Here is a 24,352-nt window from a genome sequence, read left to right on the forward strand (position 1 = left end):
TGTACTAGCGGTCCAGCTCCAGGATGAGTGCTTCGGCTTGCGGCCAGTGGCCAAATCCTGCGGCCGGATTGAGGTGACCGACATCGCCCAGATTGAGCAATTCGGCGCCCCAGCCTTCTGCCATGCGGGTGACCGCAGGCAGCGTGGCAAGGTGATCGTTGGTGCTGCCGGCCACGATGCTGCGAAATGGCAGCGGACCTTGTGGCAGTGGATTCCAGCCCTGGCTACGCAGGGTTTCGGAAGATGGATAGTTTGCCGGCCAGACCGCATCGAGGTCCGGTGGCGCGGCCAGCAAAGCGCCCTTGATCGGACGGCTGTAATGCGCAGCCCAGTGCGCGACCATCAGTACGCCGGCACTGTGGGCCACCAGAATCACCGGCCCGTCGATCTGCTCGAGTTCGTGCTGGATGGCCCGCACGCGAGCCATGCAATCGAGCTTGTCGGTCTCCAGCGGCGGGACGCTACGCACGTTGCTCAGCCTGGCTTGCAGCAACGTTTGCCAATGTTCGGCCACGTGCTCGCGCAGACCTGGAACAATCAGAACGGTGGCGGCAGTTTGCAGTTTGTCCACGGTGAACACCTTCGCTTTCTCGATAACTCGACTGGCTGTTTGCGCCAGGGGCTTTTTGTAGGGTCGACATTAAAGAGCGCCCACCCGAAGCGCTTTACATTGGACGTCAGGCACTTTTCTTTTGATGACAAATTGTCCGACACTCAGACGCGTGACCGTCGGTCTAAAAAACCCAGCAGGTTGGCGCAAGGTCACTGTAATCAACGGATGAGCGCTGATGGCTCCCTGCAGCGTAGAAGATGGGTGAGCGCACAGCATGAAAACCATCAACGACATGACAACTGTTCAACTGTTGATACGCTGGATATAGTCGCCACGCTCACGCCAATCGCCATCGGCACAGGGAAGCCCCTCGCATGACCAAGCTTGTTCGCGCCGCCGTCTTGACCAACTACCTTGAGGTCACCCAGTACCTGGGTTTCAACCCGCGCGACGTGCTGGCCGCTGTCGGCCTGAGCAGGGCCCAACTGCAAGCCCCTGAACACCGCATCCAGATCGATGCCGCCGTACGCCTGCTGGAAGACTCCGCCACCGCCAGCGGTTGCCAGACCTTCGGCCTGAGCATGGCCGAGTCACGCCAGCTCTCGGACTTCGGCGTGGTCAGCCTGCTGCTCAGCCACCAGCGCACCCTGCGCGATGCCTTGCAGGTCGTGGTGGATTACCGACACCTGATGAACGACTCGCTGGCCATCTTCATCGAAGAGGCCGGCAAGATGGTGATCATTCGCGAAGAGGTGGTCACCGAAACGCCCATGCCCAGCCGCCAGGCCACGGAGTTGGCCATCGGCGTGATGTTCCGGCTGTGCTCGGCCCTGCTGGGCTCACACTGGCACCCCTACAGCGTCAACTTCATGCACCAGGCACCGGACAACCTGCACCTGCACCGCCGGCTGTTTGGTTGCAAACTGGAGTTCGGCAGCGAGTTCAACGGCATCGTCTGCCCCGACATCAGCCTCGACATGACCAACCCCAACGCCGACCCGGCCATGGCCCGCTACGCCCAGAGCTACCTCGACTCGCTGCAGGGCCACGAAGGCACCTCGATGCTGTTCGAAGTACGCAAGGCGATCTACCTGCTGCTGCCCATGGGGCGCGCCACCATCGAACAGGTCGCCCAGAGCCAGGGCATGAACGTACGCACCCTGCAACGCCGCCTCAAGGACGATGGCTGCGCCTTCAACGACGTGATCAACGACGTGCGTCGAGATCTGGTGCTGCGTTATCTGGACAACCCGAACTACTCGCTGAGTCGGATTGCCGACATGCTTGGGTATTCGATGGCGAGTTCGTTTACGCGGTGGTTTATCAGTCAGTTCGGGATGCCGCCGGCTTCATGGCGTGCGCAAAAACAATCCACAGCAAAACCTGGCGCAGGCCCGAAAGAGTCCTGAGTCGAGCGCACAAAATAGGTTCTTCATGCAGGAGCCAGCTTGCTGGCGATGGACTCCAGTGGGCCGCGTTCATCCAGTTCACCCGCGTTATCGTTAACGACCATCGCAGGCAAGCCAGCTCCCACAAAGAACCGCGCCCACGCTGAAACTGTAGGAGCCAGCCTGCTGGCGATGGACTCAAGTACGCCGCGTTCATCCGGTTCACCCGCGTTATAGTTAACGACCATCGCTGGCAAGCCAGCTCCCACAAAGGACCGTGCCCACGCTGAACCTGTAGGAGCCAGCCTGCTGGCGATGGACTCCAGTGCGCCGCGTTCATCCAGTTCACACGCGTCATCGTTAACGACCATCGCTGGCAGGCCAGCTCCCACAAAGGACCGTACCCACGCTGAACCTGTAGGAGCCAGCCTGCTGGCGATGGACTCCAGCACGCCGCGTTCATCCAGTTCACCCGCGTCATCGTTAACGACCATCGCTGGCAAGCCAGCTCCCACAAGGGACCATGCCCACGCTGAACCTGTAGGAGCCAGCCTGCTGGCGATGGACTCCAGTGCGCCGCGTTCATCCAGTTCACACGCGTCATCGTTAACGACCATCGCTGGCAGGCCAGCTCCCACAAAGGACCGTACCCACGCTGAACCTGTAGGAGCCAGCCTGCTGGCGATGGACTCCAGCACGCCGCGTTCATCCAGTTCACCCGCGTCATCGTTAACGACCATCGCTGGCAAGCCAGCTCCCACAAAGGACCGTGCCCACGCTGAAACTGTAGGAGCCAGCTTGCTGGCGATGGACTCCAGTGCGCCGCGTTCATCCAGTTCACCCGCGTCATCGTTAACGACCATCGCAGGCAAGACAGCGCCTGCAAGCGACCAAGTCCGAGTCCAAACCAGTGAAAGCAAAAAAAACGGCGACTGCTGGTACAGTCGCCGCGAAAGACCGGTGTTTGTGACACCGGTCGAGAGCCCCACGGCATGAGGAGTCAACGCCGTGTGGCCCTGCCATAAAACCTGTGCGTGTCGAGGCGTTCAGAGCCCCCAGCGCAGCAGCAACAACACCAGCACGACCAGGAACACCGTCTCCCCCACCATCAGCAGGATCGGCTTGATCCCGACCGCCGCCAGCTCGCGCAAGCGGGTCTTCATGCCCAGGGCACTGATGGAAATCACCAGGCACCAGCGCGACAGTTCGTTGACCGTGCCTTGCACCGCCGGCGCTACCCAACCGGTGCTGTTGATGCAGGCCAGGATCAGAAAGCCGACGGCGAACCACGGCAACAGCGGCGGGCGCTTGCCGGTGGGGTCGGCGCCTTGCATGCGGGTGATCATGGCGGCGGTGACGATCACCGGCAGCAGCATGGCAACACGCATCAGCTTGACCACCGTGGCCGTGTCGCCGGTCTCGGTCGACATGCTGTAGCCGGCGCCGACCACCTGGGCCACGTCGTGGATCGTGGCGCCGAGGAACACGCCCGCCACCTGCGGCGATAACTCTAGCCAGTTGGCGATCATCGGGTAGACGATCATCGCCAGGGTCGACAGCGCCGAGACGCCGATGACGGTAAACAGTGTGGCCCGCTCTTTCTGCGGATGGTTCGGCAGCGCCGCTGCCAGTGCCAGGGCCGCCGAGGCGCCGCAGATGGCGGTCGCGCCACCGGTGAGCATGCCGAACAGGCGCTGGAAACCCAGGGCCTTGGCCGCGACCACCGAGACACTGATGGTCACCACCACCAGGATCACCACCAGCGCAATCGGCTTCCAGCCCAGCGCGGCCATTTGCTCCAGGGTGATGCGCATGCCCAGCAGCGCCACGCCAATACGCAGCACCGTGCGGGCAGTGAACTCGATACCGGCCTTGCACGGGCCGTCATCGGCGAGAAAATTCAAGGCCATGCCCAGCAGCAAGGCGAACAGCATGACCGGTGCACCGTAATGCTCGGACAGGAACGACGCGGCGGCCGCCACGATCAGGCTGACGATAAACCCCGGTGCCAGTTCGCGCGTGCGACTGTGGATGCGGGTGAGAGCAATGGCGCTCATGGCGCGGCCTCCTCGGAAACGATGACGATAAACGCCTGGCCGTCGATGATCTCGACCGGGTAGTTGGTGACTTTGACTTGCCTGGAGTTGAGCATGTAGCCGCTGTGCAAATCGAAGCGCAGGCCATGGGCGCAGCATTGAATCACCCGGCCCTCAAGGCGCCCGCCACACAGCGAAGCGCCCTGGTGCGGGCAGCTGTCGTCGATGGCAAACAGCTGCCCGTCGACGTTGAACAACGCCAGGCTTTTGTCCTCGAATTCGAACAGCGCCCGGCCACCGGCCTGCGGGTGTTTGCCGGCAGGCACGGGAATGCGCCGGGTCATGCGGGCTGCCGCTCGCGATCACTTTCCTTGAGGGCCTCGTTCATGGCCCCGAGCAGCGCCTGAGCAGGTTGTGCACCGATCACCGTCATGCGGTTGTCGAACTTGAAGCTCGGCACGCCACTGGTCGCGCCGGGAGACCCTTCAAACGGCGTGGCATCGCCCTTCAGGCAATCGAGCAGCCCGTCCGGAGCGACGCCGCAGGAGCGGGCAATGGCCAGCAAGGTCTCGCGGCAACCGAGGTTTTCGCGTCTCAGGAAATAAGCGGCGAACAGTCGTTCGAGCAACATTTCACGCTGACTGGCATTGCCCAGTTCGCTGACACGCTCGAACAAACGATGGGCGTCTGCGGTGTTGGGCATCGTCTCGATACGGCTGAGGTCGATGGCCAGGCCAACCGCACTGGCCGCCTGCTGGACCTGCTTCTGGCGCATGGTCATGGCGTCGGCATTGCCCAGACGCTTGCGGTAGAAATCGGCGAAGGGTTCACCCTCTACCGGTATCTGAGGCAACAACTGCACGCCATGCCACACCGTGGTGATCTGCACGTCCGGGTGGCGACTGCGAAACTGCACCTGCGCATGCTCCAGTTGGCGTTTGCCGATCAGGCACCAGGGGCAGATAAAATCGAAAAACACATCAATACGTAAACGACGACTCACAACTTCACCTCTAAACCCGCTTCACCGACAGGGTCAGGCACGCTCTGACCCTGAAGCCGGGCAATATCTCTGTGGTAATGACACTTGGCATAAAAGAACACCGCCGCCGCCGCGAGGCTGACCAGTGGCACCAGTTGAAACGCGGCATGCAGACCGATGAGGTCGGACACCCGGCCGGTGATGAACGGCCCCGGTGCCAGCCCCAGCATGTTGTTGGCCAGGGTCAGCGTGGCGAACGCCGTACCGTGCACCGAGTAATGGGTCAGGTTGGCAACCATCGCACCGGCGGGGCCGGTGGTGCCTGTGGCAATCGCCATGCCCAGGCAGATCAGCAGCAGTTGCACTGGCCCTGCCTGCAAGGCAAACGCCGCCGACAACAGCAGGCAACTGCCCAAGCAGAAGCCGATGGCCAGGCTGACCTTGCGCTCCGGCGAGTTGCGACACAGGCGATCACTGAGCATGCCGCACAGGATCATGCCCGCACCGCTGCACAACACGATGACCGCCGCCATGCCGCCAGCCTTGTCGGTGGGCATGTCGTAGTAGCGGTTGAGGTAGCTGGGAATCCACACCATCACCGTGCCGCCGACGAACAACTGCAAGCCGCTGGCGATGTAGGTCGACACCACCGAACGGCTGGACCACAGCGTGCGCAGCGGACGCTTGACCGCGGCAGCCGTCTTGTTCGCAATCTGCGCGGCACGTTGTGGCGCAATGCGCGCTTCCTTGACGATGAGCGGATAAAGCATCGCCAGCACCAGGCCAAACAACGACATGCCGGCAAACGACCAGCGCCAGCCCAGCTTGGCGGCAATCGCACCACCCAACGCCATGCCCAACACCGAACCGAACATACCGCCAGCCATGAAGGCACTGGCCAGGGTGGCCCGCATGTGTTTGGGGAACACCGAAATCACCACCGCAATGCCCACGCTGCCGTAGGCGGCTTCGCCGACACCGACCATGAACCGCGCGATGAACATCTGCTGGTAGTCCTGCGCCAGCGCGCAACCCAGGGTCGCCACACTCCACAGGAACGCCATCAGCGCCAGGCTCTTGACCCGGCCGAAGCGGTCGGCCATCAACGACAGGGGAAACGTCAGCAGGCCGACCATCAGGGCGACGATGCCACTGAGCAGACCCAGCTGTCCGTCGCTCAACGCCCACTCAGTCTTGAGCAGGGGGAATACCGCGTTCAGTACCTGACGCGACATGTAATCGGAAATCAACAGGCCGAACGTCAAGGCAAAGACGATCCAGGCATATTTGCGCGCAACGCCGACTCCACTGGAGTCGTCATCGTCAGCGGCTATTGGGTGAAAGGCCATGCAGCCTCCTCAAGAGCTTTGTTTTATTTTTGTTATCAAGCGTGTAACGGTCAGGCGGACGAGAGGTCACGGCCTCTCGTCCCGACCCTCGGTCAACCGCGTTGCGGTACACCTTTTTGCCCAGCCTTGCGGTTGGGGGCCATGCCGTTGGCCAACAGGGTTTCTTCGATGGTTTCGTACTGCACGCCGATGCGGTAGATCTCGCGGGCTTCTTTGCCGGTGGCGATTTCGCGGCCCAGTTCGTGGGCGATGCGCACGGTTTGCCGGATCTGCGCCACCGAGCCGAAACGATCGCCCTTGTGATCAATGATAGTGTCTTCATTGCCCACGCGCGGGTGCATGCCCATGGCCATCGACATGGTGTTGAACGGCATGACGTTCTTGAGCAGCGATTCGGAGGTCAGGGTGCAACCGTCCGGCGCGCGGTGGATGAAGTTGAAGAAGTTGAACGGGTTCGGGCCGTCGAAGCCGCCGCCGATGCCGATCCAGGTCAGGTTCAGCGGGCCCTTGTAGATGCCCCTGCGCACCAGGCGCTCGAGGGTTTCCATGGCGTGCATGCCGGTCAACTGGAAGTGCGGCTGGATGCCGTTGTCCATCAGGCGCTTGAGGTGCTCGGCAACCCAGGCCGGACCTGCAGGGACGGTCATTTCGCTGTAGGCAGCCTGGGTCAGCGGATTGGCCAGGGAAGTGCCTTCCAGGTATTCCGGATACAGCAGCTCCATGATGTTCATCTGGGTGGTGTTGATCGCCACGGTGACCTGATCCGGCTTGGGGGTCAGCTCGGCCAGCATGTGGCGGGTGTCGTCGGACAGCCACTTGGCCGCTTCGCCATCGCTTTCCGGGGCGAAGGAAATCGAACCGCCGACCTGGATGATCATGTCCGGCACGGCTTCACGCACACCGGCGATCAGCTCGTTGAATTTCGACAGGCGCTTGGAGCCCTTGCCGTCCAGTTCACGCACGTGCAAGTGCAGAACCGTGGCGCCGGCTTCATAGCATTCGACCGCTTTCTGGACTTGCTCGTCCATGGTCAGCGGGATGTCTTCCGGGAAATCTTCCGGCATCCACTCCGGGCCGTACGGGGCCACGGTGATGACTACCTTTTCCATGTTTTCCGGGTGCAGCGAATCGTCGAAGAATTGCATGGTCTACTCCAGTTCTTATGATTGTCCCGCCCACCCGGGGTCGAGCCGGGCAGGCGTGTTTACGAGTGCGAATGCAGGTGGCGTTCGATCAGAACGTCTTGTCGCCGATGATCCCGGCACGTTCCATCTTGCGATGGCACGGCGGGTAATCCATGACGGCGTAATGCTGGGTACTGCGGTTGTCCCAGATGGCAATGCTGTTCGGCTTCCAGCGCCAGCGCACCTGATACTCGGGGATGTACGCCTGACTGATCAGGTAGCGCAGCAACTCGCCGGCGCCGGGGTTGGCGTCCTGGCCGAAGCGCACCCGCTCAGGGGTGTGGTAGTTGCTGAAGTGGGTGGTGAACGCGTTGACGAACAGCACTTTCTCGCCAGTTTCCGGATGGGTGCGCACCACCGGATGCTCGGCGTCCGGGTACATCGCCTTGAGCGCCAGGCGTTTTTCAATCGGCATCGCCGCACCGAAGCTCGCTTCGATGCTGTGGCGGGCACGCAGGTCGGCGATCTTGACCTTTACGTCTTCCGGCAAGTTCGCATAGGCCTGGACCATGTTGGTCCACATGGTGTCGCCGCCCACTGGCGGGCATTCCACGCAACGCAGCACGCAGCCCATCGGCGGTGCTTCGCGCCAGGTGGCGTCGGTGTGCCAGGCGTTTTCATAGCGGTCCATCGGCTGGTCCGGATTCTTGTAGATCCGCACCAGCCCAGGATGATCCGGATCACTGCCGGCCACCGGATGATCTTCCAGCTCGCCGAAGCGTCGGGCGAAGGCCACGTGCTCGGCGCGGGTGATGTCCTGATCGCGCAGGAACACCACGCGGTGCTTGAGCAACTGGGCACGAATCTCGGCAAACAGACCGTCGTCATGCACCGCGTCGGCCAGGTTGACGCCGATCAGTTCGGCGCCAATGCTGCAGGTCAATTGTTCGACTTTCATGGCTGGCCGCTCCTTAAACGACGAAAATCGAAGAGCCGGTCGTCTTGCGCGATTCAAGGTCGCGATGGGCCTGCACCGCGTCCTGCAAGGCGTAGTGCTGGTTGATCTCGATCTTGATCCGGCCGCTGCCGACGTGGTCGAACAACTCACCGGCCAGCGCGGCTTTTTCGGCCGGGTCGCTGATGTAGTTGGCCAAGGCAGGACGGGTCAGGTACAGCGAACCTTTCATCGCCAGCATCACCGGGTCGAACGCCGGGATCGGTCCGGATGCGGTACCCACGCAAACCATCAGGCCACGGGGTTTCAACGAATCCAGCGAACCCATGAAGGTGTTCTTGCCAACACTGTCGAACACCACGTTGACGCCCACGCCGTCGGTCAGTTCGCGAACGCGAGCGGCGACGTCTTCATGGCTGTAATTGATCGTATGGTCGCAACCGTGAGCCCGGGCAATTTCCGCCTTTTGCTCGGTCGAAACCGTGCCGATCACGTTCAGGCCCAGCAACTTGGCCCACTGCGAAACGATCAGGCCGACACCGCCGGCAGCAGCGTGCAGCAGGATGCTGTCGCCAGCCTTGAAGTCGTAGATGCGGCGCATCAGGTACGAAGACGTCAAACCGCGCATGGTCATGGCGGCGGCGGTTTCGAAGCTGATGGTTTCCGGCAGCTTGATCAGCGGCGCGGCCGGGATCAGGCGCTCGGTGCTGTAGGCGCCGAGGGTATTGAGAAAACCGGTGTAGGTGACGCGGTCACCGACTTCGACGTTGGTGACCCCTTCACCAACGGCCTGGACCACGCCGGAAGCCTCGACGCCCATGCCATTAGGCATGGGAATCGGATAGGTACCGTTACGGAAATAGGTGTCGGCGTAGTTCAAGCCAACCGCCACATGACGCAGACGAACCTGGCCTGGACCGGGTTCGCCGACTTCGACGTCCTCGTAACGTAGAACTTCGGGACCACCGGTTTCATAAAAGCGTACGGCTTTGGCCATTTTTCTTATTCTCCAATCTGCAATATGGGCGTGTTGCATCGAATTGCGCTGATTGGACTGTAGGACGAGGCCTGTTGTGACGCTTCTCATCAGGCGACAATGGCTTTTCATTTCATGACAGGCGGGGCCGCTCCCTCCTTGCCGTCGCTCGGCTGGTCACTGTTTTTTTCGCCAGCGGCCGGTGCTTGCGGGCTGCCGAATCCGGCCTTGGCGTTTTCGGCCTTGCTCTTGTGGATATCGCACCCCTCCAGTTCGCTGACCTGGGTGCAACCGGACTGCTCAAGCTGTTTGCGGTACTTGTCGTTGATGGCATGGGCCGGGGATTGGGCTAACAGCAAAATGGCCAGGGCTGGCAGGAAGATTTTGTTCATTTCACGCGGCTCGAGGGGCTGGGGAGACATGGGTAATTATAGTGGATCAGCCATCGCGCCAAGTTTGGTGGCTGCAAAAGCAGCCACCAAACTTGGCTATTGAAGCGTTTTTATTACTTCACCAAAACCGTATCTGAGAATTTTACGGACTTTCCTTCCGCACCTTCACCGGACTTATTAATATTTTCAGCCAATTCAGTTACTCTCGAATCGGGCCGCAGGCTTGCCACATATGTATTGCGTAAGGTTTTAAGCGTATTAGCATCAAACTTTGCATCTTTGACATAAGAATCAATCCCTTTTATGATCAAATCCTTACTTTCGCAAGAACTATTGATCGCGAGGTCCTTATTAGCGCCGGCTAACACCAGATTATCTGCCATTTTGGCAAGGATCAGATTTGAGTCCGCTACGAGCTTTTCTTTCTCCGAGCTCGACAACTTCGAAAACTTCGGCAACTCCAACGAGCTCGACAGTGTGGTTTTTTCAAACGCCACGATTAACTTTTCGTAACCCTGTCTAGCAGACTTGAATTCCTCAAACATTTTATTTGCCAGCGCAACGTGTTGATCATCACTGAGAGTTACACGTCCTCCTGACAAAGATCCATTAACATTTGATATCCCCATAAAACTCATCACCTTTGAGAAATTTAAAATTATGCCTTCACCACTATTAAAATAGCCAGACAACTTAAACCTATGTCACCACACAATATTCATCTGTAAAAAAACGCTCATTTCTTTACATCATTCATCTTCTGATTCAGGCATACCCTTCCCCAAACAGCATGTAATGCTTAACAGGCAACAGAAACCATCTGCGGTATCATCGCCCGCCTGTGCGCCAAGAGCCTTGACCCCGGATGTCCGTACCCTTGCAATTACCTGAACATCAAACCTCATTGCCACCGGTCCTCGCCGGCCCGCTGCTGCGGCGGCTGGAGCCAACGCGCCTGGTGTTATGGCTGGTGGGATCGCGCGCACTGGAGTTGAGCCTGCGCTTGCAGGGCAGCGCCGACATCCGACTGGATACCGGGCAGTGCACGGTCATTGCGATAGGCAGCCATGCCTTCGTGCATTTGATCGATGTGTCGCTGGACGCCGCTCTGCCCTGTGACGAACGTATCGAATACGACCTGCTGCTGGAAGACGGCAAAGGTATCGCCGAATGGGCGCCGCACCTGCTGTATGGCGATGCGGGTTGCCCGAACTTCGTCCTGCGCGCACGGGTCGATCAGTTGCTGCACGGTTCTTGCCGCAAGCCTCACCACCCGGCGGCAGACGGCTTGCTCTGCGTCGACCGGTTGCTGGCGCAGGAGCATGCAGCCGAGGACCGCCCGGCACTGCTGATGATGACCGGCGATCAGGTCTACGCCGACGATGTCGCGGGGCCGATGCTGCGGGCGATTCACGCCTTGATCGAGCGCCTGGGCCTGTTCGGCGAGCACCTCGAAGGCGCTGTGGTCAGCGACAGCGCCAGGCTCTACGAGCATCCGGCCAGTTACTACCACCGTGCGGATCTGTTGCCGGCGCTGCAAAGCAATGAAACCCTGCGCGAGCGTTTCTTCGGTGGCGCACGCAAGCCGATCTTCACCAGCAGCAGTGCCGACAATCACCTGGTGACCTTCGCCGAGGTCATGGCCATGTACTTGCTGGTCTGGTCCCCAGTGCCCTGGACCCTGATCGCGCCCCAGGCACCGACGCTGACACCGGAACGGCTCAAGCGCTACGCCCTTGAACAGACGCGCATCGATGCCTTCACGGCCGGCCTTGGCAACGTCGCGCGGGCACTGGCGCATCTGCCGACGCTGATGATTTTCGACGACCACGACATCACCGATGACTGGAACCTGTCCGCGCAATGGGAGGAAACGGCCTACGGCCATCCGTTCTCCCGACGCATCATCGGCAACGCGCTGCTGGCGTACATGCTGTGCCAGGGCTGGGGCAACAACCCGGGTGCCTTCGCTGCCGTGCTGGAGAAGGCCGCCGCGTTGAGCGCCAGTGGCGATGACCGCTACCTCGACAGCGCGGTCCAGGACGACTTGATCAATGATCTGCTGAAATTCCAGCACTGGCATTACGTGCTGCCGACCACCCCGGCCATGGTCGTGATCGACACCCGCACCCGGCGCTGGCGCAGTGAAATGAACCTCAAGCAGCCTTCCGGCCTGCTCGACTGGGAAGCCCTGAGCGAACTGCAACAGGAACTGCTGGACCACCCGAGCGCGATCATCGTTTCGCCGGCGCCGATCTTCGGCGTCAAACTGATTGAAACCGTGCAGCGGGTCTTCAGCTGGTGCGGCTACCCACTGCTGGTGGACGCGGAAAACTGGATGGCCCATCGCGGCGCAGCCCAGGTGATCCTGAACATTTTCCGCCACTCGCGCACGCCGGGTAACTACGTGGTGCTGTCGGGCGATGTGCACTACTCCTTCGTCTACGAAGTGCTGATCCGCCATCGCAAGGCCGGGCCACGCATCTGGCAGATCACCAGCAGCGGCATCAAGAACGAATTCCCCCCCACCCTGCTCGAATGGTTCGACCGCATCAACCGCTGGCTGTACTCACCACGCTCGCCACTGAACTGGCTGACCAAACGTCGACGCATGCGCATCGTGCCGCATGTCCCGGAACACGCCGAAGCCGGAGAGCGCCTATGGAACTCGGCGGGGATCGGGCAGGTGTTCTTCAATGACCTGGGACAACCGCAGATGATCTATCAGCACAACGCCAACGGCTCCCCGAAGACCCGGATGATTGCCCCGCAAGACGATGATTGAGTATGAAGACAGCCTTAGGCATTCCCGGGAAACTGTAGGAGCCGCGGTCGCCGCTCGATTGCCGACGATGGATTCAAATGTACCGTGTTGTTCCGGTTCACACGCGTTATCGGTAACAGCCATCGCTGGCAAGCCAGCTCAATAGACCGCGTCCGAGTCGAAAATGAAGTGACCTCCAAACCTGTGAAAGAACCCAAATCAGATCGGAGTCGTTCATTCACCCAAACCTGCTCTTGGGTATCGATACGGATGGTGGCAACGGTCGCTCCGGCAGCGCTCGTGACGACCCATTGCCCGGCATACGGCGTCTGGGTGTTTGTGCTGTCTACTGCGGGGTTAGTGAATCCGGCCTTGGCATTTTCAGCCTTGCTCTTGTGGGTATCGCAGCCTTGCAACTCGCTGACCTGTGCGCAGCCCGATTGCTCGAGTTGCTTGCGGCCTGCCGAGGAATGCTTGAAAGGGGGGGGGGGCCAGCATTACAACTGACGCGTATCGAATTGGGATTGCAGCAAGACTCAGCTTGCTGCCCTGTCATGGGGTAGAACTTGGTGACCGCCAAAGCGATCACCAAGTAGCTTATATCAGCTAATTACTGCCATTCTCTAGCTTTCTACATCCGCACTCTGCCCTCTACTTTCGCATCAGAAGAAGAGTGCACGTTTTTTATTTAATGCTTAGCACTTAGATTCTTCAAATCATCGTAGTTCGATTTCATAATCTGGGCCATACGGTCCAGCACCTGAATATTTGCACGGGAACTTATAAAGTTACTCTCTTGCAAACTGAATTTATGAGCTCCTACCAACGCCAAGCTATTAGCCAACTTGTCAAGCTGCGGGGCAACTTCCTTTATGAAGGAGGTATTCCCGGCTCCCGACAGTTGCTCATTTTTCACATCTTTGATTAACCTGGAGGAACTTTGTTGTACCTCTCTCACATTTTCCATAAATTTGAATATTTTCAAATTATGGTCGGCTTCTTTACTAGAAGTCACTAGCGAAGGCGACGAAATATTAATGATCACTTTTAACCACCCCAACAAACGCTTTAAACACTATATTTTTTCAAACTTAAAATTAAGTTCGATACCCACTCAGAGCCTAAAACCAAATAGATCATCCTTCTATCAATTTACGCTCTTTTCTCCCCCACCATCTATGTCACGCCATTTCAAATATATTCGACTCGGTCTGGGCATACGCGAGACGCATAATGCTTAACAGGCAACCGTAACCACCTGCGTTATCATCACCACCCTATGCGCCAAGAGCCGGGAAACTGTAGGAGCAGCCGGTCGACGCTCGATTGCCGGCGATGGACTCAAATACGCCGCGTTTTTTCCGGTTCACACGCGTTATCGTCAACAGCCATCGCTGGCAAGCCAGCTCACAAGAGACCGCGTCCGAGTCGAAAATGAAGTGGCCTCCAAACCTGTGAAAGAACCCAAATCAGCCCAGAGTCGCTCATGGACCTCACCCGCACCCTGATCATCGGCAACTCCGGCTCCGGCAAAAGCTGGCTGGCACAGCAGCTAGCCCAGCAATTGCGTGAGCCCTGGACCGATCTCGACCGGATTCACTGGCTGTCCGACGAACACAGCATCCCCCGCCCCCGCGCCGAAGCATTGGCCATGGCACGGATCGCGGCCGACGAGCAGCGCTGGGTGATCGAAGGAGTTTACGGCTGGATCATCAGCGAAATCCTCCATCGGGCCACAGCGCTGATCTGGCTGAGCATCGGCGACGAGGAATGCGTGACCAACATTCGCCAGCGAGAGACACAGGATGACGAACGGTTGGTGGCATTGCTGGAGTGGGCTGGCAGCTACCGCAAGCGAGATGATTCAAGTGGATTTGCTGCGCACCAGCGGTTGTTCGAAGGCTTTAGCGGATCAAACATTCAGTTGATGAATCGAACTGAAATCACTGCGTTTGCCAGTGTGATGCCAGGCACCGGTTAACCACTGAAACTAACCCTTTCAATTCGGATCCGGACTACAACACTTGCGGAAACGTCTTTTGAAACGCCAATGGATACTCAACATCTATCCAGAGGCGGAGAAGACAATGCGATTTATCCGATGCCTGCTGAGTCGTCGCAGGATGAAACAAGACACGCCGGATGCCATCGACGTGTCTGATGAAACCGCTTACCTACTACGATCCAAAGCCAACACTGAACGATTACTCCGGTCGATCGAGAACTTGCGAAATCGCCCGACTCACCCCCCTGACAATCATCTCCACCTCCCGCTCATCCAGAGTCAACGGCGGTAACAGGCGAATGGTTTTGCCCCGCGTGACGTTGATCAGCAAGCCATGATCCCGCGCAGCGATCAGGCTCAGGTCGCGGATCGGTTGCTTGAGTTCGATGCCGATCATCAGCCCCTGACCACGGATCGCCATCACGTTCGGGTTGCCCGCCAACTCGGTGCGCAATCTGTCGAGCAGCCGCGCGCCCTGAAGCCGGGCGTTTTCCAGCAGCCCTTGTTCTTCAACGATATCCAGCACGGTGCACCCGACCCGGCAGGCCAATGGATTACCACCGAAAGTGCTGCCGTGGCTGCCCGGCGTGAACAGTTCGGACGCCTTGGCACGGGCCAGGCAAGCGCCGATGGGCACGCCGTTGCCCAAGCCTTTGGCCAGGGTCATGACGTCCGGAACGATGCCTTCATGCTGGAAGGCGAACCACTGGCCGGTGCGGCCGATGCCGGTCTGGATTTCATCGAGCATCAACAGCCAGGAGCGCCGGTTGCACAGTTCGCGCACGGCCTTGAGATACCCCGGTGGCGCCAGTTGCACGCCGCTTTCGCCCTGGATCGGCTCCATCAGCACCGCCACGATCCGCGAGCCGTAAATCTCTTGCACCTTGTCCAGTGCGTCGAGGTCGCCGAACGGCACTTTGACGAAATCCCCCGGCAGCTGGTTGAACCCCAGGCGCACCGCCGGGCCGTCGCTGGCCGACAAGGTGCCGAGGGTGCGGCCATGGAACGCGTTCTCCATGACCACCACCAGCGGCTGTTCGATACCTTTGTGCCAGCCATGCAGCCGGGCGATTTTCAGTGCGGTTTCGTTGGCTTCGGCCCCGGAGTTGTTGAAAAAAGCCCGGTCCATGCCCGCCAGCCGTGTCAATTTCTGCGCCAGCCGTTGTTGCCAGTCGATGCTGTAGAGGTTCGACGTGTGCAGCAGCAACCCGGCCTGCTCGGTGATGGCGGCGACGATTTTCGGGTGGGAGTGGCCGACGTTGGTCACCGCCACGCCGGCGACCGCATCCAGGTATTCGCGACCGGCCTGATCCCACAGGCGAGTGCCCAGGCCCTTGTCGAAACTCAAGGCCAGGGGTTGGTAAGTGCTCATCAGGCAGGCGGCGGTCATGACGTCAAGCTCCAGCAAGGGTCGGTGTTTTTGCAGTATGGTTAGCCACCTGAGCTGGATAAACGCTGTAAAACTTCAATCATTTAAAAGCTGAGCTTGATAATGGATCTGTTCCAGGCAATGAGCGTTTACGTGAAAGTGGTGGAGACCGGCAGCATGACCGCCGCCGCTTTTCAGTGCGACATGTCCACGACCATGGTCGGCAACCACCTCAAGGCCCTGGAGCAGCGGCTGGGTGTGCGCCTGCTCAACCGCACGACGCGGCGTCAGCGGCTGACCGAGTTCGGCGTCGCGTATTACCAGCGTTGCCTGGAAGTGCTGGGGCTGGTGGCCGATTCCGAGCGTCTGGCCGAGCAGGCCCTCGACGAACCGAGCGGGACGCTGCGCATTACCGCGCCCCTGACCTTCGGCACCGAACGCCTGGCACCGGCACTGAGTGAGTTCAGCCGGCAAAACCCGCGGGTGAAACTTGACGTGGTACTGACCAACCGGCGCCCGGATCTGCTGGAAAATGGACTGGACGTAGCGTTTCGCCTCGGCGCGCTGGAGCCCTCCAACCTGATCGCCCGCCCGCTGATCGACTACACCCTGACCATGTGCGCTTCACCGGACTATCTGGCCCGTCGCGGCACACCGCAAACGCCTGAAGACCTGCGACACCACGACTGCCTGTCCTTTGCCTATCCGGCCGGGGATGACTGGCAATCGGTGCAAAAGGAATGGCGCCTGGCCGGTCCCGAAGGCGAAGTCAGCGTGGGGGTCAGCGGGCCGATGCTGATCAACAGTTCGGCCGGTTTGCATCAGGCGGCGCGGACCGGCATGGGCATCGTGATGATGCCCGACGCCCTGGTCGAGCAGGACCTCAAGGACGGAAAGCTGTTGGCCTTGATGCCCGATTACTGCCCGCCCAGCCGGCCGATGCACCTGGTCTATGCCCAGGATCGCCACCGTTTGCCGAAACTGCGCCGTTTCGTCGAATTCGCCGTACAGATGTGGGGCAAGCACTAATCGGCCGAACAGGCATGCAGTCGCTGATCGCCATTTACCTCCCCGCCTTCACCAGCACCGGCTGTTCCTGATAACGATTCGGGTACAGCTGCTTCAACTGCGCAACCTTCGGCAAATCATTGATCACGATATACGGATAGGTCGGATGCTCGGTCAGGAAATCCTGATGTTCCTCCTCCGCCGGGTAGAAACCGTTGAAGGTTTCAAGTTTGGTGACAATCGGCTTGTCGAAGGCATGGGCGGCGTCGAGCTGAGCGATGTAGGCCTGTGCGACCCGTTGCTGCTCGGCACTTTTGGTAAAGATCGCCGAACGATACTGGGTGCCGGTGTCCGGTCCCTGGCGATTGAGCTCTGTCGGGTTGTGCGCCACCGAGAAGTAGATTTGCAGCAAGGTGCCGTAGCTGACCTGGCTCGGATCGAAAGTCACTTCGACAGACTCCGCATGGCCGGTATTGCCGTTGCTGACACGCTCGTATTGCGCCGTGTTGGCCGCGCCACCGGCGTAACCGGAAACCGCATTTTTCACACCTTTGACGTGCTGAAACACCCCTTGCACGCCCCAGAAACAACCGCCGGCGAACACTGCCGTTGCGCTTTGAGCGTGGGTGGTTTCGTCGAGGGCCGGCGGCGGAATAACGACGGCTTCTTCAGCACCACTGAGAGAGAATGCCGAGCATGACCCGATAACGCCAACGGTGGCCAGTGCCAACAGCGTACGGCGCCAGGTGAGCAGGTTTTTCATGTAAGGAACTCCTGAATGATCCAAGGGGACAGGCAGTCAAAAATCAGACGGTTCGGGGCTCGAACTTCATCGCCAGGCCGTTCATGCAATAGCGCAGGCCGGTGGGTTTCGGGCCGTCATCGAAGACATGGCCCAGATGCCCGCCACAGCGCCGGCAGTGCACCTCTTCGCGGACCATGCCGAACGCACGGTCCTGACGGGTGGCCACGGCCTTGTCCAGCGGTGCCCAGAAACTCGGCCAGCCGGTACGGCTGTCGAACTTGGTGGCCGAGGAAAACAGTGGCAGATCGCAACCGGCACAGACGAAAGTACCGTCGCGGTGCTCGTTGTTCAGCGGGCTGCTGTAGGCCCGCTCGGTGCCCTCCTCGCGCAGGATCTCGTACTGCTCGTCACTCAGGATCGCGTGCCATTCGCTGTCGCTGTGGGTCACTTCGAATGTTTCCGCTGCGCTGGCCTCACTGATCAAGGCCGAGCCTGTGGAAAACTTCGGCAACAGGCCGATCGCCAAGGCTGCAACGCCCAACCCGCCGCTCGCCAGAAGAAATTTCCGTCGTGAAAACATGCTCGCCTCCAAAAATCCAGGGGTGTTTCATGGAACACAGCCTAGGCTTTGGGTGATCGCCAAATCCTCACGGGAAGTTAAACAATTCGTGATAACTCGGGCGCTGAAAAACCCGCACAATGCCTAAGCCCCACCTGTAGGAGCGAGCTTGCTCGCGATGGAGGCCAACGATGACGCGGGATACCTGATACCCCACGGTGCCCTCAAGTTTTTCGCGAGCAAGCTCGCTCCTACAGTGGTTGCATTTCGCACAATGCGCTCATTGCACCGAAGGATTGACCTGGATGGAACAGACCAAACGCGTCCTCGTGGTCGAGGACGACCAGCACATCGCCGACCTGATCTGCCTGCATCTTCGCGATGAGCAGTTCGAGGTGGTGCACAGCGCCGATGGCGATGAAGGCATGCGCCTGCTGCAGCAAGGCAACTGGGACGCACTGGTCCTCGACCTGATGCTGCCCGGTGTCGACGGCCTGGAAATCTGCCGCCGCGCCCGGGCCATGGCGCGCTACACGCCGATCATCATCACCAGCGCGCGCTCCAGCGAAGTGCACCGGATTCTCGGCCTCGAACTGGGTGCCGACGACTATCTGGCCAAGCCCTTTTCCATGCTCGAGCTGGTGGCCCGGGTCAAGGCGCTGCTGCGCCGGGTCGATGCCATGGCGCGCAACCTGAAGATGGACGCCGGCAGCCTGCTCACCGACGGCCTGGCGATCGACCCGATCACCCGCGAGGTGGCCCTCGACGGACGACGCCTGGACCTCACGCCCCGGGAGTTCGACTTGCTGTACTTCTTCGCCCGCCAGCCCGGCAAGGTGTTTTCGCGCATGGACCTGCTCAACGCCGTGTGGGGCTACAGCCACGAAGGCTACGAGCACACGGTCAACACCCACATCAACCGCCTGCGCGCCAAGATCGAGACCGATCCGGCGCAGCCTGTACGCATCCTCACTGTCTGGGGCCGCGGCTACAAATTCGCCACCGGGGAGGAGCCGCGGCCATGAGGCTGACCCTGACGCAACGCCTGTCCCTGGTGTTCGCCGTGCTGCTGCTGGTGTGCTGCGGCACGTCGGCGTGGATGCAGGTGCGCTCCAACAAGTTGCATGAACAGGAAGTGGTGCAAGGCTTGTCCCGGGACCTGGCGCAGCACATCGCCAGCGACACGGTGCTGATGGACACCCAGGGCCTGATGCCCAATGCCGTGCGTGATTTGTTCAGCAAGCTGATGCAGGTCAACCCCAGTGTCGAGGTGTACCTGCTCGACACCGAGGGCAAGCTTATCGGCAGTGCCGCGCCCGAAGGCCGGATCCGTCGGGAGCGGGTCGACCTCGCGCCGATCCAGCGCCTGCTGCGGGGCGATCCGCTGCCCATTCCCGGCGACGACCCGCGCAGCGTCGATGCGCGCAAGGTGTTCAGCGCAGCACCGCTGAAGGTGGATGGCAAGCCGGTGGGCTATCTCTACGTGGTGCTGCTCGGTGAGGATCACGACCGCCTGGCCGAACGCGGTGCAACCAGCGCGGCGCTCAACACAGCGCTGCTGTCCATTGGCCTTGTGGCATTGCTGTGCCTGATTGCCGGCCTCACCGCGTTTGCCCTGATCACCCGGCCGTTGCGCCGCCTGACCGAAACCGTCAGCCAGTTCGACATCGACGGCGTACCAGTCACACCGGCCCTGCCCGTCGCGGTGGAAAAAGCCGCCAGCCACGATGAAATCGCCGTGCTCGATGCCGCGTTCCGGCAGATGCAGGCCCGCCTGGGCGAACAATGGCGCTCGTTGACCCGCCAGGACCAGGAGCGCCGCGAACTGGTGGCGAACATCTCCCACGACTTGCGCACGCCGCTGGCCTCGCTGCACGGTTATCTGGAAACCCTGTCGCTCAAGGACGCCACGCTGTCCCCTGCCGACCGCCGTCGCTACCTCGGCATCGCACTGGACCAGAGCCGCAAGGTCGGAGGTCTGGCGCAGTCGTTGCTGGAACTGGTGCGGCTGGAACACGGCTTCGTGCAGCCAGTGCTGGAACGCTTTTCCCTGACCGACCTGGCCCAGGACATCTTCCAGAAATTCGAACTCACCGCCGAAGCGCGCCAGGTCGAACTCAAGGCCAGGTTCGCGCCAAACGCCTCGGCGGCCTGCGCGGATCTCGGCTTGATCGAGCGGGTGCTGACCAACCTGTTCGACAATGCCCTGCGCCATACACCGCCAGGTGGAGACATCGAACTGGGCCTGCGCCCGCAAGGTTCATTCATCGAAGTCACGGTCAGCGACACCGGCCCGGGCATTGCCCCGGAGCTGCGCGAAGGTTTGTTCCTGCGCCCGTTCAATATCGGCGGCGCACGGCGTGATGGCGGGCTGGGGCTGCGGATCGTGCATCGCATCCTGCAATTGCACGGGCGCGAGATTCAGTTGATCGATGTGCCGGGACGGGGGGCGACCTTTCGTTTTTCGTTGCCGATCGATGAAGAGACAGCGTCGGCGCTGGCGGTGCGGTCGATGAACCTCAATACGCCGAGGCAGGCCTGACAGACCGCGGCGCCTGCTTCGCGAGCAAGCCCGCTCCCACATTTGGAATGCATTCCCCTGTGGGAGCGGCGGTGCGGCGATCCGACTTGCTCGCGAAGAGGCCGGCTCAAACAACACAGGATCTGGATCAGTCGCGATAACCCGGCGCCACTCGATCCAGCATCCGCAACAAGGCCGCCCAGGCCAGTTGCATGGCATCCGGGTCATCGAACTCGCCCTCATCCAACGGCCGCCCCGGATCATTGAACTGCCGCTCGGTGTGCGCGCAGACCTCGTGCGACGGCAGAACAACTTCACCGGCCGCTTGCGCGGCCAACTGGATTTCGCAGGCTTTTTCCAGGTAGTACATGCGCAGGAACGCCTGGCTCACCGTTTCGCCCACCGTCAGCAAGCCATGGTTGCGCAGCATCAACACCGGCTTGTCACCCAGGTCCGCCACCAGCCGTTGCTGCTCACTCAGGTCCAGCGCCACCCCTTCGTAATCGTGATAAGCGACGCGACCGTAGAACTCCATGGAAATCTGATTGACCGGCAACAACCCGCACTTCAACGCCGCCACCGCACACCCGGATTTGGTGTGGGTGTGCAGCACACATTGCGCATCGTCACGGGCACCATGGATGGCACTGTGGATCACGAAACCGGCCGGGTTCACCGGGTACGGCGACGACTCCACAGCGTGGCCATCGAGGTCGATCTTGACCAGATTGGACGCGGTGATTTCGTCGAACATCAGCCCGTAGGGGTTGATCAGAAAGTGATGCTCCGGCCCCGGAATGCGCACCGAGATGTGGGTGAAGATCAAATCGGTCATGCGAAAGTGCGCAATCAAGCGGTAGCAGGCGGCCAACTCTTCACGCAGACGTTGCTCTGTCGATGTCATACCCCGGCTACCTCTTTCACAGTGCAATCTTCCAGCCCTTGCCCCAAGGCCTCCCAGCCATCGAAGCCCCGGCGAGCGATGAACACCAGGCGTGTGGTGTTGGCCTGGGCGTCATCCAGCGCCGGCAGAAACTGACTGCGGGTGCCGACATGTTGCAGCCAGTGCGCCGTGCTGCCCGGCGTCAGCAACACCAGGCCTTTGACCCGGAATACATCACTGGGCAGCGCCCTCAACCAGCCACGCAAGCACTCGACATCGAGGGCCGCGTTGCTCTGCCACAACCAGCTGCTGAACATCTCGCCGTGATCGCCATCGGACACCCGGGTCAGCGGTTTCTGCGCCCGAGGCTCAAGGTCCAGATCGGTATCCAGCCACAACGCATCGGGCAACTCGGCTTGCACACTTTCATGCACACGCGTCCTGGCGCCCAGTGCATTGCGCAACGCCTGCAACTGCGCCTCGTCGACCAGGTCGGTCTTGTTCAGCAACAGCAGGTCGGCAGCGGCCACCTGCGCCCGAGCCAGGCGCGCGTATTCACCGTCGAGTTGCAGATGGCGGGTGACGTCGACCACCGTAATCACCATGTCCAGTTGCATCTGGCTGCGCAGTTGCGGGTAGGCCAGGGTTTGCACGATGCGCTGCGGATCGGACACACCGCTGCACTCGATGACGATACGCTCCAACCTTGGTTCAAGCTGCGCCAGGCTGGCGAGTTGCGCCAGCAGGTCTTCCTGCACCGTACAGCAGATGCAGCCGTTTTGCAGGCTGTACACCGCGTCGGTGACTTCGGAAACGATGGCCGCATCGATGTTCAGCTCGCCGAAATCGTTGACGATCACCGCCAGCCGACTGCCTTCGGCACGGCGCACCATGCGGTTGAGTAGTGTGGTTTTACCGGCGCCGAGAAAACCCGACACCACGGTCACGGCGATACGTGGGGAAGTCATTCTGCCTTGCCCTCCAGCACCGGTGGTTCGCCTTGCCAGACGGCTTTGAGGCCGACGGTTTCCAGGGTTGAGTGGCGGTCGTAGACCAGCTGCCCTTCAACGAAGGTCAGCAGCACCTGGGTCTTGTGGATGTAGTTGCGTGCCGGTGCAGCGAACAGGTCGCGGTCGATGACGATCAGGTCCGCCGACTTGCCCACTTGCAGGCTGCCGGTGCTGTGTTCCAGGCCCATGGCCACGGCGCCGTTGCTGGTGATCACGGTCAGCGCCTGTTCGAGGCTGATCGGGTCGCCGAAGCACGCCGGGTCGTCGTTCCATGGGTTCTGCCGGGTGATCATGGTTTCCAGCGCCAGCCACGGGTCGATGGACGCCACCGGCCAGTCGGTGCCCATCACCGCAGTGCCACCGGCGGCGAGCACGCCTTTGAAATCGTAGATGCGCTTGAGGCGTTCCTGGCCGTAACCGGAACGCGCGCCGCTGGCAAACGGCGTCGGGTACCAGGCGGCCGGGGAAAATTCGGCGATGACATTCAGCTCCTTGAAGCGCGGCAGGTTGCCGGGGTGCAGCAAGGTGCTGTGGGCGCACTGGTGGCGCACACCGCTGAAACCGTTGCGACGACGGGCCTCGGCCACGGCATCGAGGAACACATCGGACGCGCCGTCACCGGTGCAGTGGGCGATCACGCGGATGCCCTTGCGGTCCATGTCCACCACCATGTCGGTGATGTGTTCCGGGGTCAGGTTGAGCTTGCCGCGCCAGCTCGACTCCTGCGGCCACGGGGTCAGCAGGTACGAAGACTTCGGCTCCACGGTGCCGTCGAAGTGAAACTTCACCGCGTTGGCGCTCAGGCGCGCGCTGCGGTAGTAGTGACGTTCGCCGGCCAGCAGCTCCCAGCGACGACGCACCGGGAAGATGTCGTCCTGCCAACTGATCGCCGCTTCGATGCGCACCGTCAGTTCGCCGCAGTCGTCGAGTTCCTTGAGGGCCTGCAAACGCTGTTCGCAGACGTGCACGTATTTGCTCGCCGTGACGCCGCGCGAGCTCTGGAAGTGCACGCCATCGCGGTAGGCGCGACGCAGCACGCTGACCGGTGTCGGTGGCATGGCGGCGTGGATCATCGCGTAGGCACCGTCGATCATCAGGCCGGTAGGTTCGCCGCTCAGCTCGTCACGCTCGAAATAACCGTTACGCGGGTCGGACGTGTGGCGATCGATGCCGGCCAGCTCCAGGGCCTTGGAGTTGACCATCATGGTGCCCCACATGCGGTCGAGCAGAGCCACCGGACGGTCCGGCATGACGCTGTCGAGCCACTCGCGGCCCGGGGTCAGGCCGGCCTCGCGGAAGGTGTAGCGCACCCAGTACTGACCGTAGATCCAGCCGTCGCCGGGATGACTGTCGGCATAGGCGAGGATGCTTTCGCGCAACTGCTCCGGGGTCGGGTCTTCGATGCCGACGTCGAGGTCATCGGCGTAGCGCGGCGCCAATGCGAGGTCGGGGTGCGTGTGCATGTCGTGCAGGCCCGGCATGCAGAATGCGCCTTGCAGGTCGTGCACGCGGGTGTTCGGGCCCTTGAACATCTCGATCTGGCCGAGGCTGGCGACTGCGATCAACTTGCCGTCGCGGATGGCCACGGCCTCGGCCCACGGGTTGGCCGGGTCCTGGGTGTAGATACGACCGTTGGCCAGGATCAGGTCGGCGTAGGTCCCCTGCACGGAATGGGTAGAGGAAAAGTTATCGGACTCAGCCATGTAAGCCACCTTTGAGTTCAGGAGATTGAA

General features: G+C 60.8%; 24 protein-coding genes. 6 read left to right on the forward strand and 18 right to left on the reverse strand.

The genetic code is table 11. The features are described from left to right. Window positions 1-4: 4 nt before the first annotated feature. A complete protein-coding gene (locus BSF40_RS16015; RefSeq protein WP_015093602.1) occupies window positions 5-571 on the reverse strand; it encodes an alpha/beta hydrolase in 567 nt (188 codons plus the stop codon). Between the two features lie 356 nt (window positions 572-927). Here BSF40_RS16015 and BSF40_RS16020 point away from each other — a divergent pair, with 356 nt between their 5' ends. Next, window positions 928-1,962 (forward strand): AraC family transcriptional regulator, encoded by a 1,035-nt coding sequence (locus BSF40_RS16020; RefSeq protein WP_015093601.1) that lies wholly within the window; start codon window positions 928-930, stop codon window positions 1,960-1,962. A 23-nt stretch (window positions 1,963-1,985) separates the two neighbouring features. On the opposite strand, the gene BSF40_RS31950 is transcribed toward BSF40_RS16020, so the two are convergent. From BSF40_RS31950 to BSF40_RS16070, 10 genes are all read right to left on the reverse strand, one after another. Beyond that, window positions 1,986-2,804 carry a hypothetical protein gene (locus tag BSF40_RS31950; protein WP_256589547.1) on the reverse strand — a complete coding sequence of 273 codons (819 nt, stop codon included), beginning with the start codon at window positions 2,802-2,804 and terminating at the stop codon, window positions 1,986-1,988. Between the two features lie 183 nt (window positions 2,805-2,987). Next, on the reverse strand, window positions 2,988-3,998 hold the full coding sequence (locus BSF40_RS16030) for a YeiH family protein (protein ID WP_095965797.1): 1,011 nt from the start codon (window positions 3,996-3,998) through the stop codon (window positions 2,988-2,990). Continuing rightward, window positions 3,995-4,321, reverse strand: a complete 327-nt coding sequence (locus tag BSF40_RS16035) for a Rieske 2Fe-2S domain-containing protein (protein WP_095965798.1) — start codon at window positions 4,319-4,321, stop codon at window positions 3,995-3,997. Before BSF40_RS16035 ends, BSF40_RS16030 begins: the two co-directional genes overlap by 4 nt. After that, on the reverse strand, window positions 4,318-4,980 hold the full coding sequence (locus BSF40_RS16040; protein WP_095965799.1) for a DsbA family oxidoreductase: 663 nt from the start codon (window positions 4,978-4,980) through the stop codon (window positions 4,318-4,320). Before BSF40_RS16040 ends, BSF40_RS16035 begins: the two co-directional genes overlap by 4 nt. Then, window positions 4,977-6,308: an MFS transporter gene (locus BSF40_RS16045; protein WP_095965800.1), complete on the reverse strand. Its 1,332-nt coding sequence runs from the start codon at window positions 6,306-6,308 to the stop codon at window positions 4,977-4,979. The genes BSF40_RS16040 and BSF40_RS16045 overlap by 4 nt, the downstream gene beginning before the upstream one ends. A gap of 92 nt (window positions 6,309-6,400) precedes the next feature. Beyond that, window positions 6,401-7,453 (reverse strand): 3-keto-5-aminohexanoate cleavage protein, encoded by a 1,053-nt coding sequence (locus BSF40_RS16050; RefSeq protein WP_095965801.1) that lies wholly within the window; start codon window positions 7,451-7,453, stop codon window positions 6,401-6,403. An 88-nt stretch (window positions 7,454-7,541) separates the two neighbouring features. Next, entirely contained in the window at window positions 7,542-8,390 is an 849-nt protein-coding gene (locus tag BSF40_RS16055; RefSeq protein WP_007979208.1) for a TauD/TfdA family dioxygenase, read from the reverse strand. Window positions 8,391-8,403: 13 nt separating this feature from the next. Further along, window positions 8,404-9,384, reverse strand: a complete 981-nt coding sequence (locus BSF40_RS16060) for a quinone oxidoreductase (protein WP_015093595.1) — start codon at window positions 9,382-9,384, stop codon at window positions 8,404-8,406. Window positions 9,385-9,491: 107 nt separating this feature from the next. Continuing rightward, window positions 9,492-9,755 carry a hypothetical protein gene (locus BSF40_RS16065; protein ID WP_095965802.1) on the reverse strand — a complete coding sequence of 88 codons (264 nt, stop codon included), beginning with the start codon at window positions 9,753-9,755 and terminating at the stop codon, window positions 9,492-9,494. A gap of 113 nt (window positions 9,756-9,868) precedes the next feature. Then, window positions 9,869-10,447: a hypothetical protein gene (locus BSF40_RS16070; protein ID WP_141249747.1), complete on the reverse strand. Its 579-nt coding sequence runs from the start codon at window positions 10,445-10,447 to the stop codon at window positions 9,869-9,871. A gap of 173 nt (window positions 10,448-10,620) precedes the next feature. On the opposite strand from BSF40_RS16070, the gene BSF40_RS16075 reads away from it, so the two are divergent. Further along, window positions 10,621-12,540 (forward strand): alkaline phosphatase D family protein, encoded by a 1,920-nt coding sequence (locus tag BSF40_RS16075; RefSeq protein WP_095965804.1) that lies wholly within the window; start codon window positions 10,621-10,623, stop codon window positions 12,538-12,540. 667 nt (window positions 12,541-13,207) lie between these two features. Here the strand turns inward: BSF40_RS16075 and BSF40_RS16085 are convergent. After that, window positions 13,208-13,564, reverse strand: coding sequence for a hypothetical protein (locus tag BSF40_RS16085; protein WP_141249748.1), 357 nt, complete (start codon window positions 13,562-13,564; stop codon window positions 13,208-13,210). Window positions 13,565-14,005: 441 nt separating this feature from the next. Here BSF40_RS16085 and BSF40_RS16090 point away from each other — a divergent pair, with 441 nt between their 5' ends. Continuing rightward, on the forward strand, window positions 14,006-14,500 hold the full coding sequence (locus BSF40_RS16090; RefSeq protein WP_095965806.1) for an adenylate kinase: 495 nt from the start codon (window positions 14,006-14,008) through the stop codon (window positions 14,498-14,500). A gap of 223 nt (window positions 14,501-14,723) precedes the next feature. On the opposite strand, the gene BSF40_RS16095 is transcribed toward BSF40_RS16090, so the two are convergent. Further along, complete coding sequence (locus tag BSF40_RS16095; protein WP_095965807.1) at window positions 14,724-15,914, reverse strand: aspartate aminotransferase family protein; 1,191 nt, start codon at window positions 15,912-15,914, stop codon at window positions 14,724-14,726. 102 nt (window positions 15,915-16,016) lie between these two features. On the opposite strand from BSF40_RS16095, the gene BSF40_RS16100 reads away from it, so the two are divergent. Continuing rightward, entirely contained in the window at window positions 16,017-16,922 is a 906-nt protein-coding gene (locus BSF40_RS16100; protein ID WP_095965808.1) for a LysR family transcriptional regulator, read from the forward strand. A 34-nt stretch (window positions 16,923-16,956) separates the two neighbouring features. Here the strand turns inward: BSF40_RS16100 and msrA are convergent, their stop codons facing one another. Beyond that, window positions 16,957-17,664: a peptide-methionine (S)-S-oxide reductase MsrA gene (msrA, locus tag BSF40_RS16105; protein ID WP_095965809.1), complete on the reverse strand. Its 708-nt coding sequence runs from the start codon at window positions 17,662-17,664 to the stop codon at window positions 16,957-16,959. Window positions 17,665-17,707: 43 nt separating this feature from the next. After that, window positions 17,708-18,226 (reverse strand): peptide-methionine (R)-S-oxide reductase MsrB, encoded by a 519-nt coding sequence (gene msrB, locus BSF40_RS16110; RefSeq protein WP_095965810.1) that lies wholly within the window; start codon window positions 18,224-18,226, stop codon window positions 17,708-17,710. A 284-nt stretch (window positions 18,227-18,510) separates the two neighbouring features. On the opposite strand from msrB, the gene BSF40_RS16120 reads away from it, so the two are divergent. Both BSF40_RS16120 and BSF40_RS16125 read left to right on the forward strand, forming a co-directional pair. Then, complete coding sequence (locus BSF40_RS16120) at window positions 18,511-19,230, forward strand: response regulator transcription factor (protein ID WP_095965812.1); 720 nt, start codon at window positions 18,511-18,513, stop codon at window positions 19,228-19,230. Then, the gene (locus tag BSF40_RS16125) at window positions 19,227-20,747 is read left to right on the forward strand and encodes a HAMP domain-containing sensor histidine kinase (RefSeq protein WP_095965813.1); all 1,521 of its coding nucleotides are present in this window, start codon (window positions 19,227-19,229) and stop codon (window positions 20,745-20,747) included. The genes BSF40_RS16120 and BSF40_RS16125 overlap by 4 nt, the downstream gene beginning before the upstream one ends. 127 nt (window positions 20,748-20,874) lie before the next feature. On the opposite strand, the gene BSF40_RS16130 is transcribed toward BSF40_RS16125, so the two are convergent. From BSF40_RS16130 to BSF40_RS16140, 3 genes are read right to left on the reverse strand one after another with little or no spacing between them, the layout of a single operon-like run. Continuing rightward, window positions 20,875-21,630: a class II aldolase/adducin family protein gene (locus BSF40_RS16130; RefSeq protein WP_095965814.1), complete on the reverse strand. Its 756-nt coding sequence runs from the start codon at window positions 21,628-21,630 to the stop codon at window positions 20,875-20,877. Continuing rightward, a complete protein-coding gene (locus BSF40_RS16135; protein WP_095965815.1) occupies window positions 21,627-22,577 on the reverse strand; it encodes a GTP-binding protein in 951 nt (316 codons plus the stop codon). The genes BSF40_RS16130 and BSF40_RS16135 overlap by 4 nt, the downstream gene beginning before the upstream one ends. Then, the gene (locus BSF40_RS16140; RefSeq protein ID WP_095965816.1) at window positions 22,574-24,322 is read right to left on the reverse strand and encodes an amidohydrolase; all 1,749 of its coding nucleotides are present in this window, start codon (window positions 24,320-24,322) and stop codon (window positions 22,574-22,576) included. Before BSF40_RS16140 ends, BSF40_RS16135 begins: the two co-directional genes overlap by 4 nt. Between the last annotated feature and the right edge of the window lie 30 nt (window positions 24,323-24,352).

The organism is Pseudomonas sp. ACN5 (genome assembly GCF_002303975.1).
In the GTDB taxonomy this organism is placed as follows: Bacteria; Pseudomonadota; Gammaproteobacteria; order Pseudomonadales; family Pseudomonadaceae; genus Aquipseudomonas; species Aquipseudomonas laurylsulfatiphila.

What these genes read in the sequence shown, in the direction of transcription:
- BSF40_RS16030 (WP_095965797.1), bottom strand. Translation starts at nt 3,998, where the DNA reads ATGAGCGCCATTGCTCTCACCCGCATCCACAGTCGCACGCGCGAACTG.
- BSF40_RS16125 (WP_095965813.1), top strand. Translation starts at nt 19,227, where the DNA reads ATGAGGCTGACCCTGACGCAACGCCTGTCCCTGGTGTTCGCCGTGCTG.
- BSF40_RS16050 (WP_095965801.1), bottom strand. Translation starts at nt 7,453, where the DNA reads ATGCAATTCTTCGACGATTCGCTGCACCCGGAAAACATGGAAAAGGTA.
- BSF40_RS16120 (WP_095965812.1), top strand. Translation starts at nt 18,511, where the DNA reads ATGGAACAGACCAAACGCGTCCTCGTGGTCGAGGACGACCAGCACATC.
- BSF40_RS16095 (WP_095965807.1), bottom strand. Translation starts at nt 15,914, where the DNA reads ATGACCGCCGCCTGCCTGATGAGCACTTACCAACCCCTGGCCTTGAGT.
- BSF40_RS16035 (WP_095965798.1), bottom strand. Translation starts at nt 4,321, where the DNA reads ATGACCCGGCGCATTCCCGTGCCTGCCGGCAAACACCCGCAGGCCGGT.
- BSF40_RS16100 (WP_095965808.1), top strand. Translation starts at nt 16,017, where the DNA reads ATGGATCTGTTCCAGGCAATGAGCGTTTACGTGAAAGTGGTGGAGACC.
- BSF40_RS16045 (WP_095965800.1), bottom strand. Translation starts at nt 6,308, where the DNA reads ATGGCCTTTCACCCAATAGCCGCTGACGATGACGACTCCAGTGGAGTC.
- BSF40_RS16140 (WP_095965816.1), bottom strand. Translation starts at nt 24,322, where the DNA reads ATGGCTGAGTCCGATAACTTTTCCTCTACCCATTCCGTGCAGGGGACC.
- BSF40_RS16055 (WP_007979208.1), bottom strand. Translation starts at nt 8,390, where the DNA reads ATGAAAGTCGAACAATTGACCTGCAGCATTGGCGCCGAACTGATCGGC.
- BSF40_RS16075 (WP_095965804.1), top strand. Translation starts at nt 10,621, where the DNA reads ATGTCCGTACCCTTGCAATTACCTGAACATCAAACCTCATTGCCACCG.
- msrA (WP_095965809.1), bottom strand. Translation starts at nt 17,664, where the DNA reads ATGAAAAACCTGCTCACCTGGCGCCGTACGCTGTTGGCACTGGCCACC.
- BSF40_RS16020 (WP_015093601.1), top strand. Translation starts at nt 928, where the DNA reads ATGACCAAGCTTGTTCGCGCCGCCGTCTTGACCAACTACCTTGAGGTC.
- msrB (WP_095965810.1), bottom strand. Translation starts at nt 18,226, where the DNA reads ATGTTTTCACGACGGAAATTTCTTCTGGCGAGCGGCGGGTTGGGCGTT.
- BSF40_RS16060 (WP_015093595.1), bottom strand. Translation starts at nt 9,384, where the DNA reads ATGGCCAAAGCCGTACGCTTTTATGAAACCGGTGGTCCCGAAGTTCTA.
- BSF40_RS16135 (WP_095965815.1), bottom strand. Translation starts at nt 22,577, where the DNA reads ATGACTTCCCCACGTATCGCCGTGACCGTGGTGTCGGGTTTTCTCGGC.
- BSF40_RS31950 (WP_256589547.1), bottom strand. Translation starts at nt 2,804, where the DNA reads ATGGTCGTTAACGATGACGCGGGTGAACTGGATGAACGCGGCGCACTG.
- BSF40_RS16130 (WP_095965814.1), bottom strand. Translation starts at nt 21,630, where the DNA reads ATGACATCGACAGAGCAACGTCTGCGTGAAGAGTTGGCCGCCTGCTAC.
- BSF40_RS16065 (WP_095965802.1), bottom strand. Translation starts at nt 9,755, where the DNA reads ATGAACAAAATCTTCCTGCCAGCCCTGGCCATTTTGCTGTTAGCCCAA.
- BSF40_RS16090 (WP_095965806.1), top strand. Translation starts at nt 14,006, where the DNA reads ATGGACCTCACCCGCACCCTGATCATCGGCAACTCCGGCTCCGGCAAA.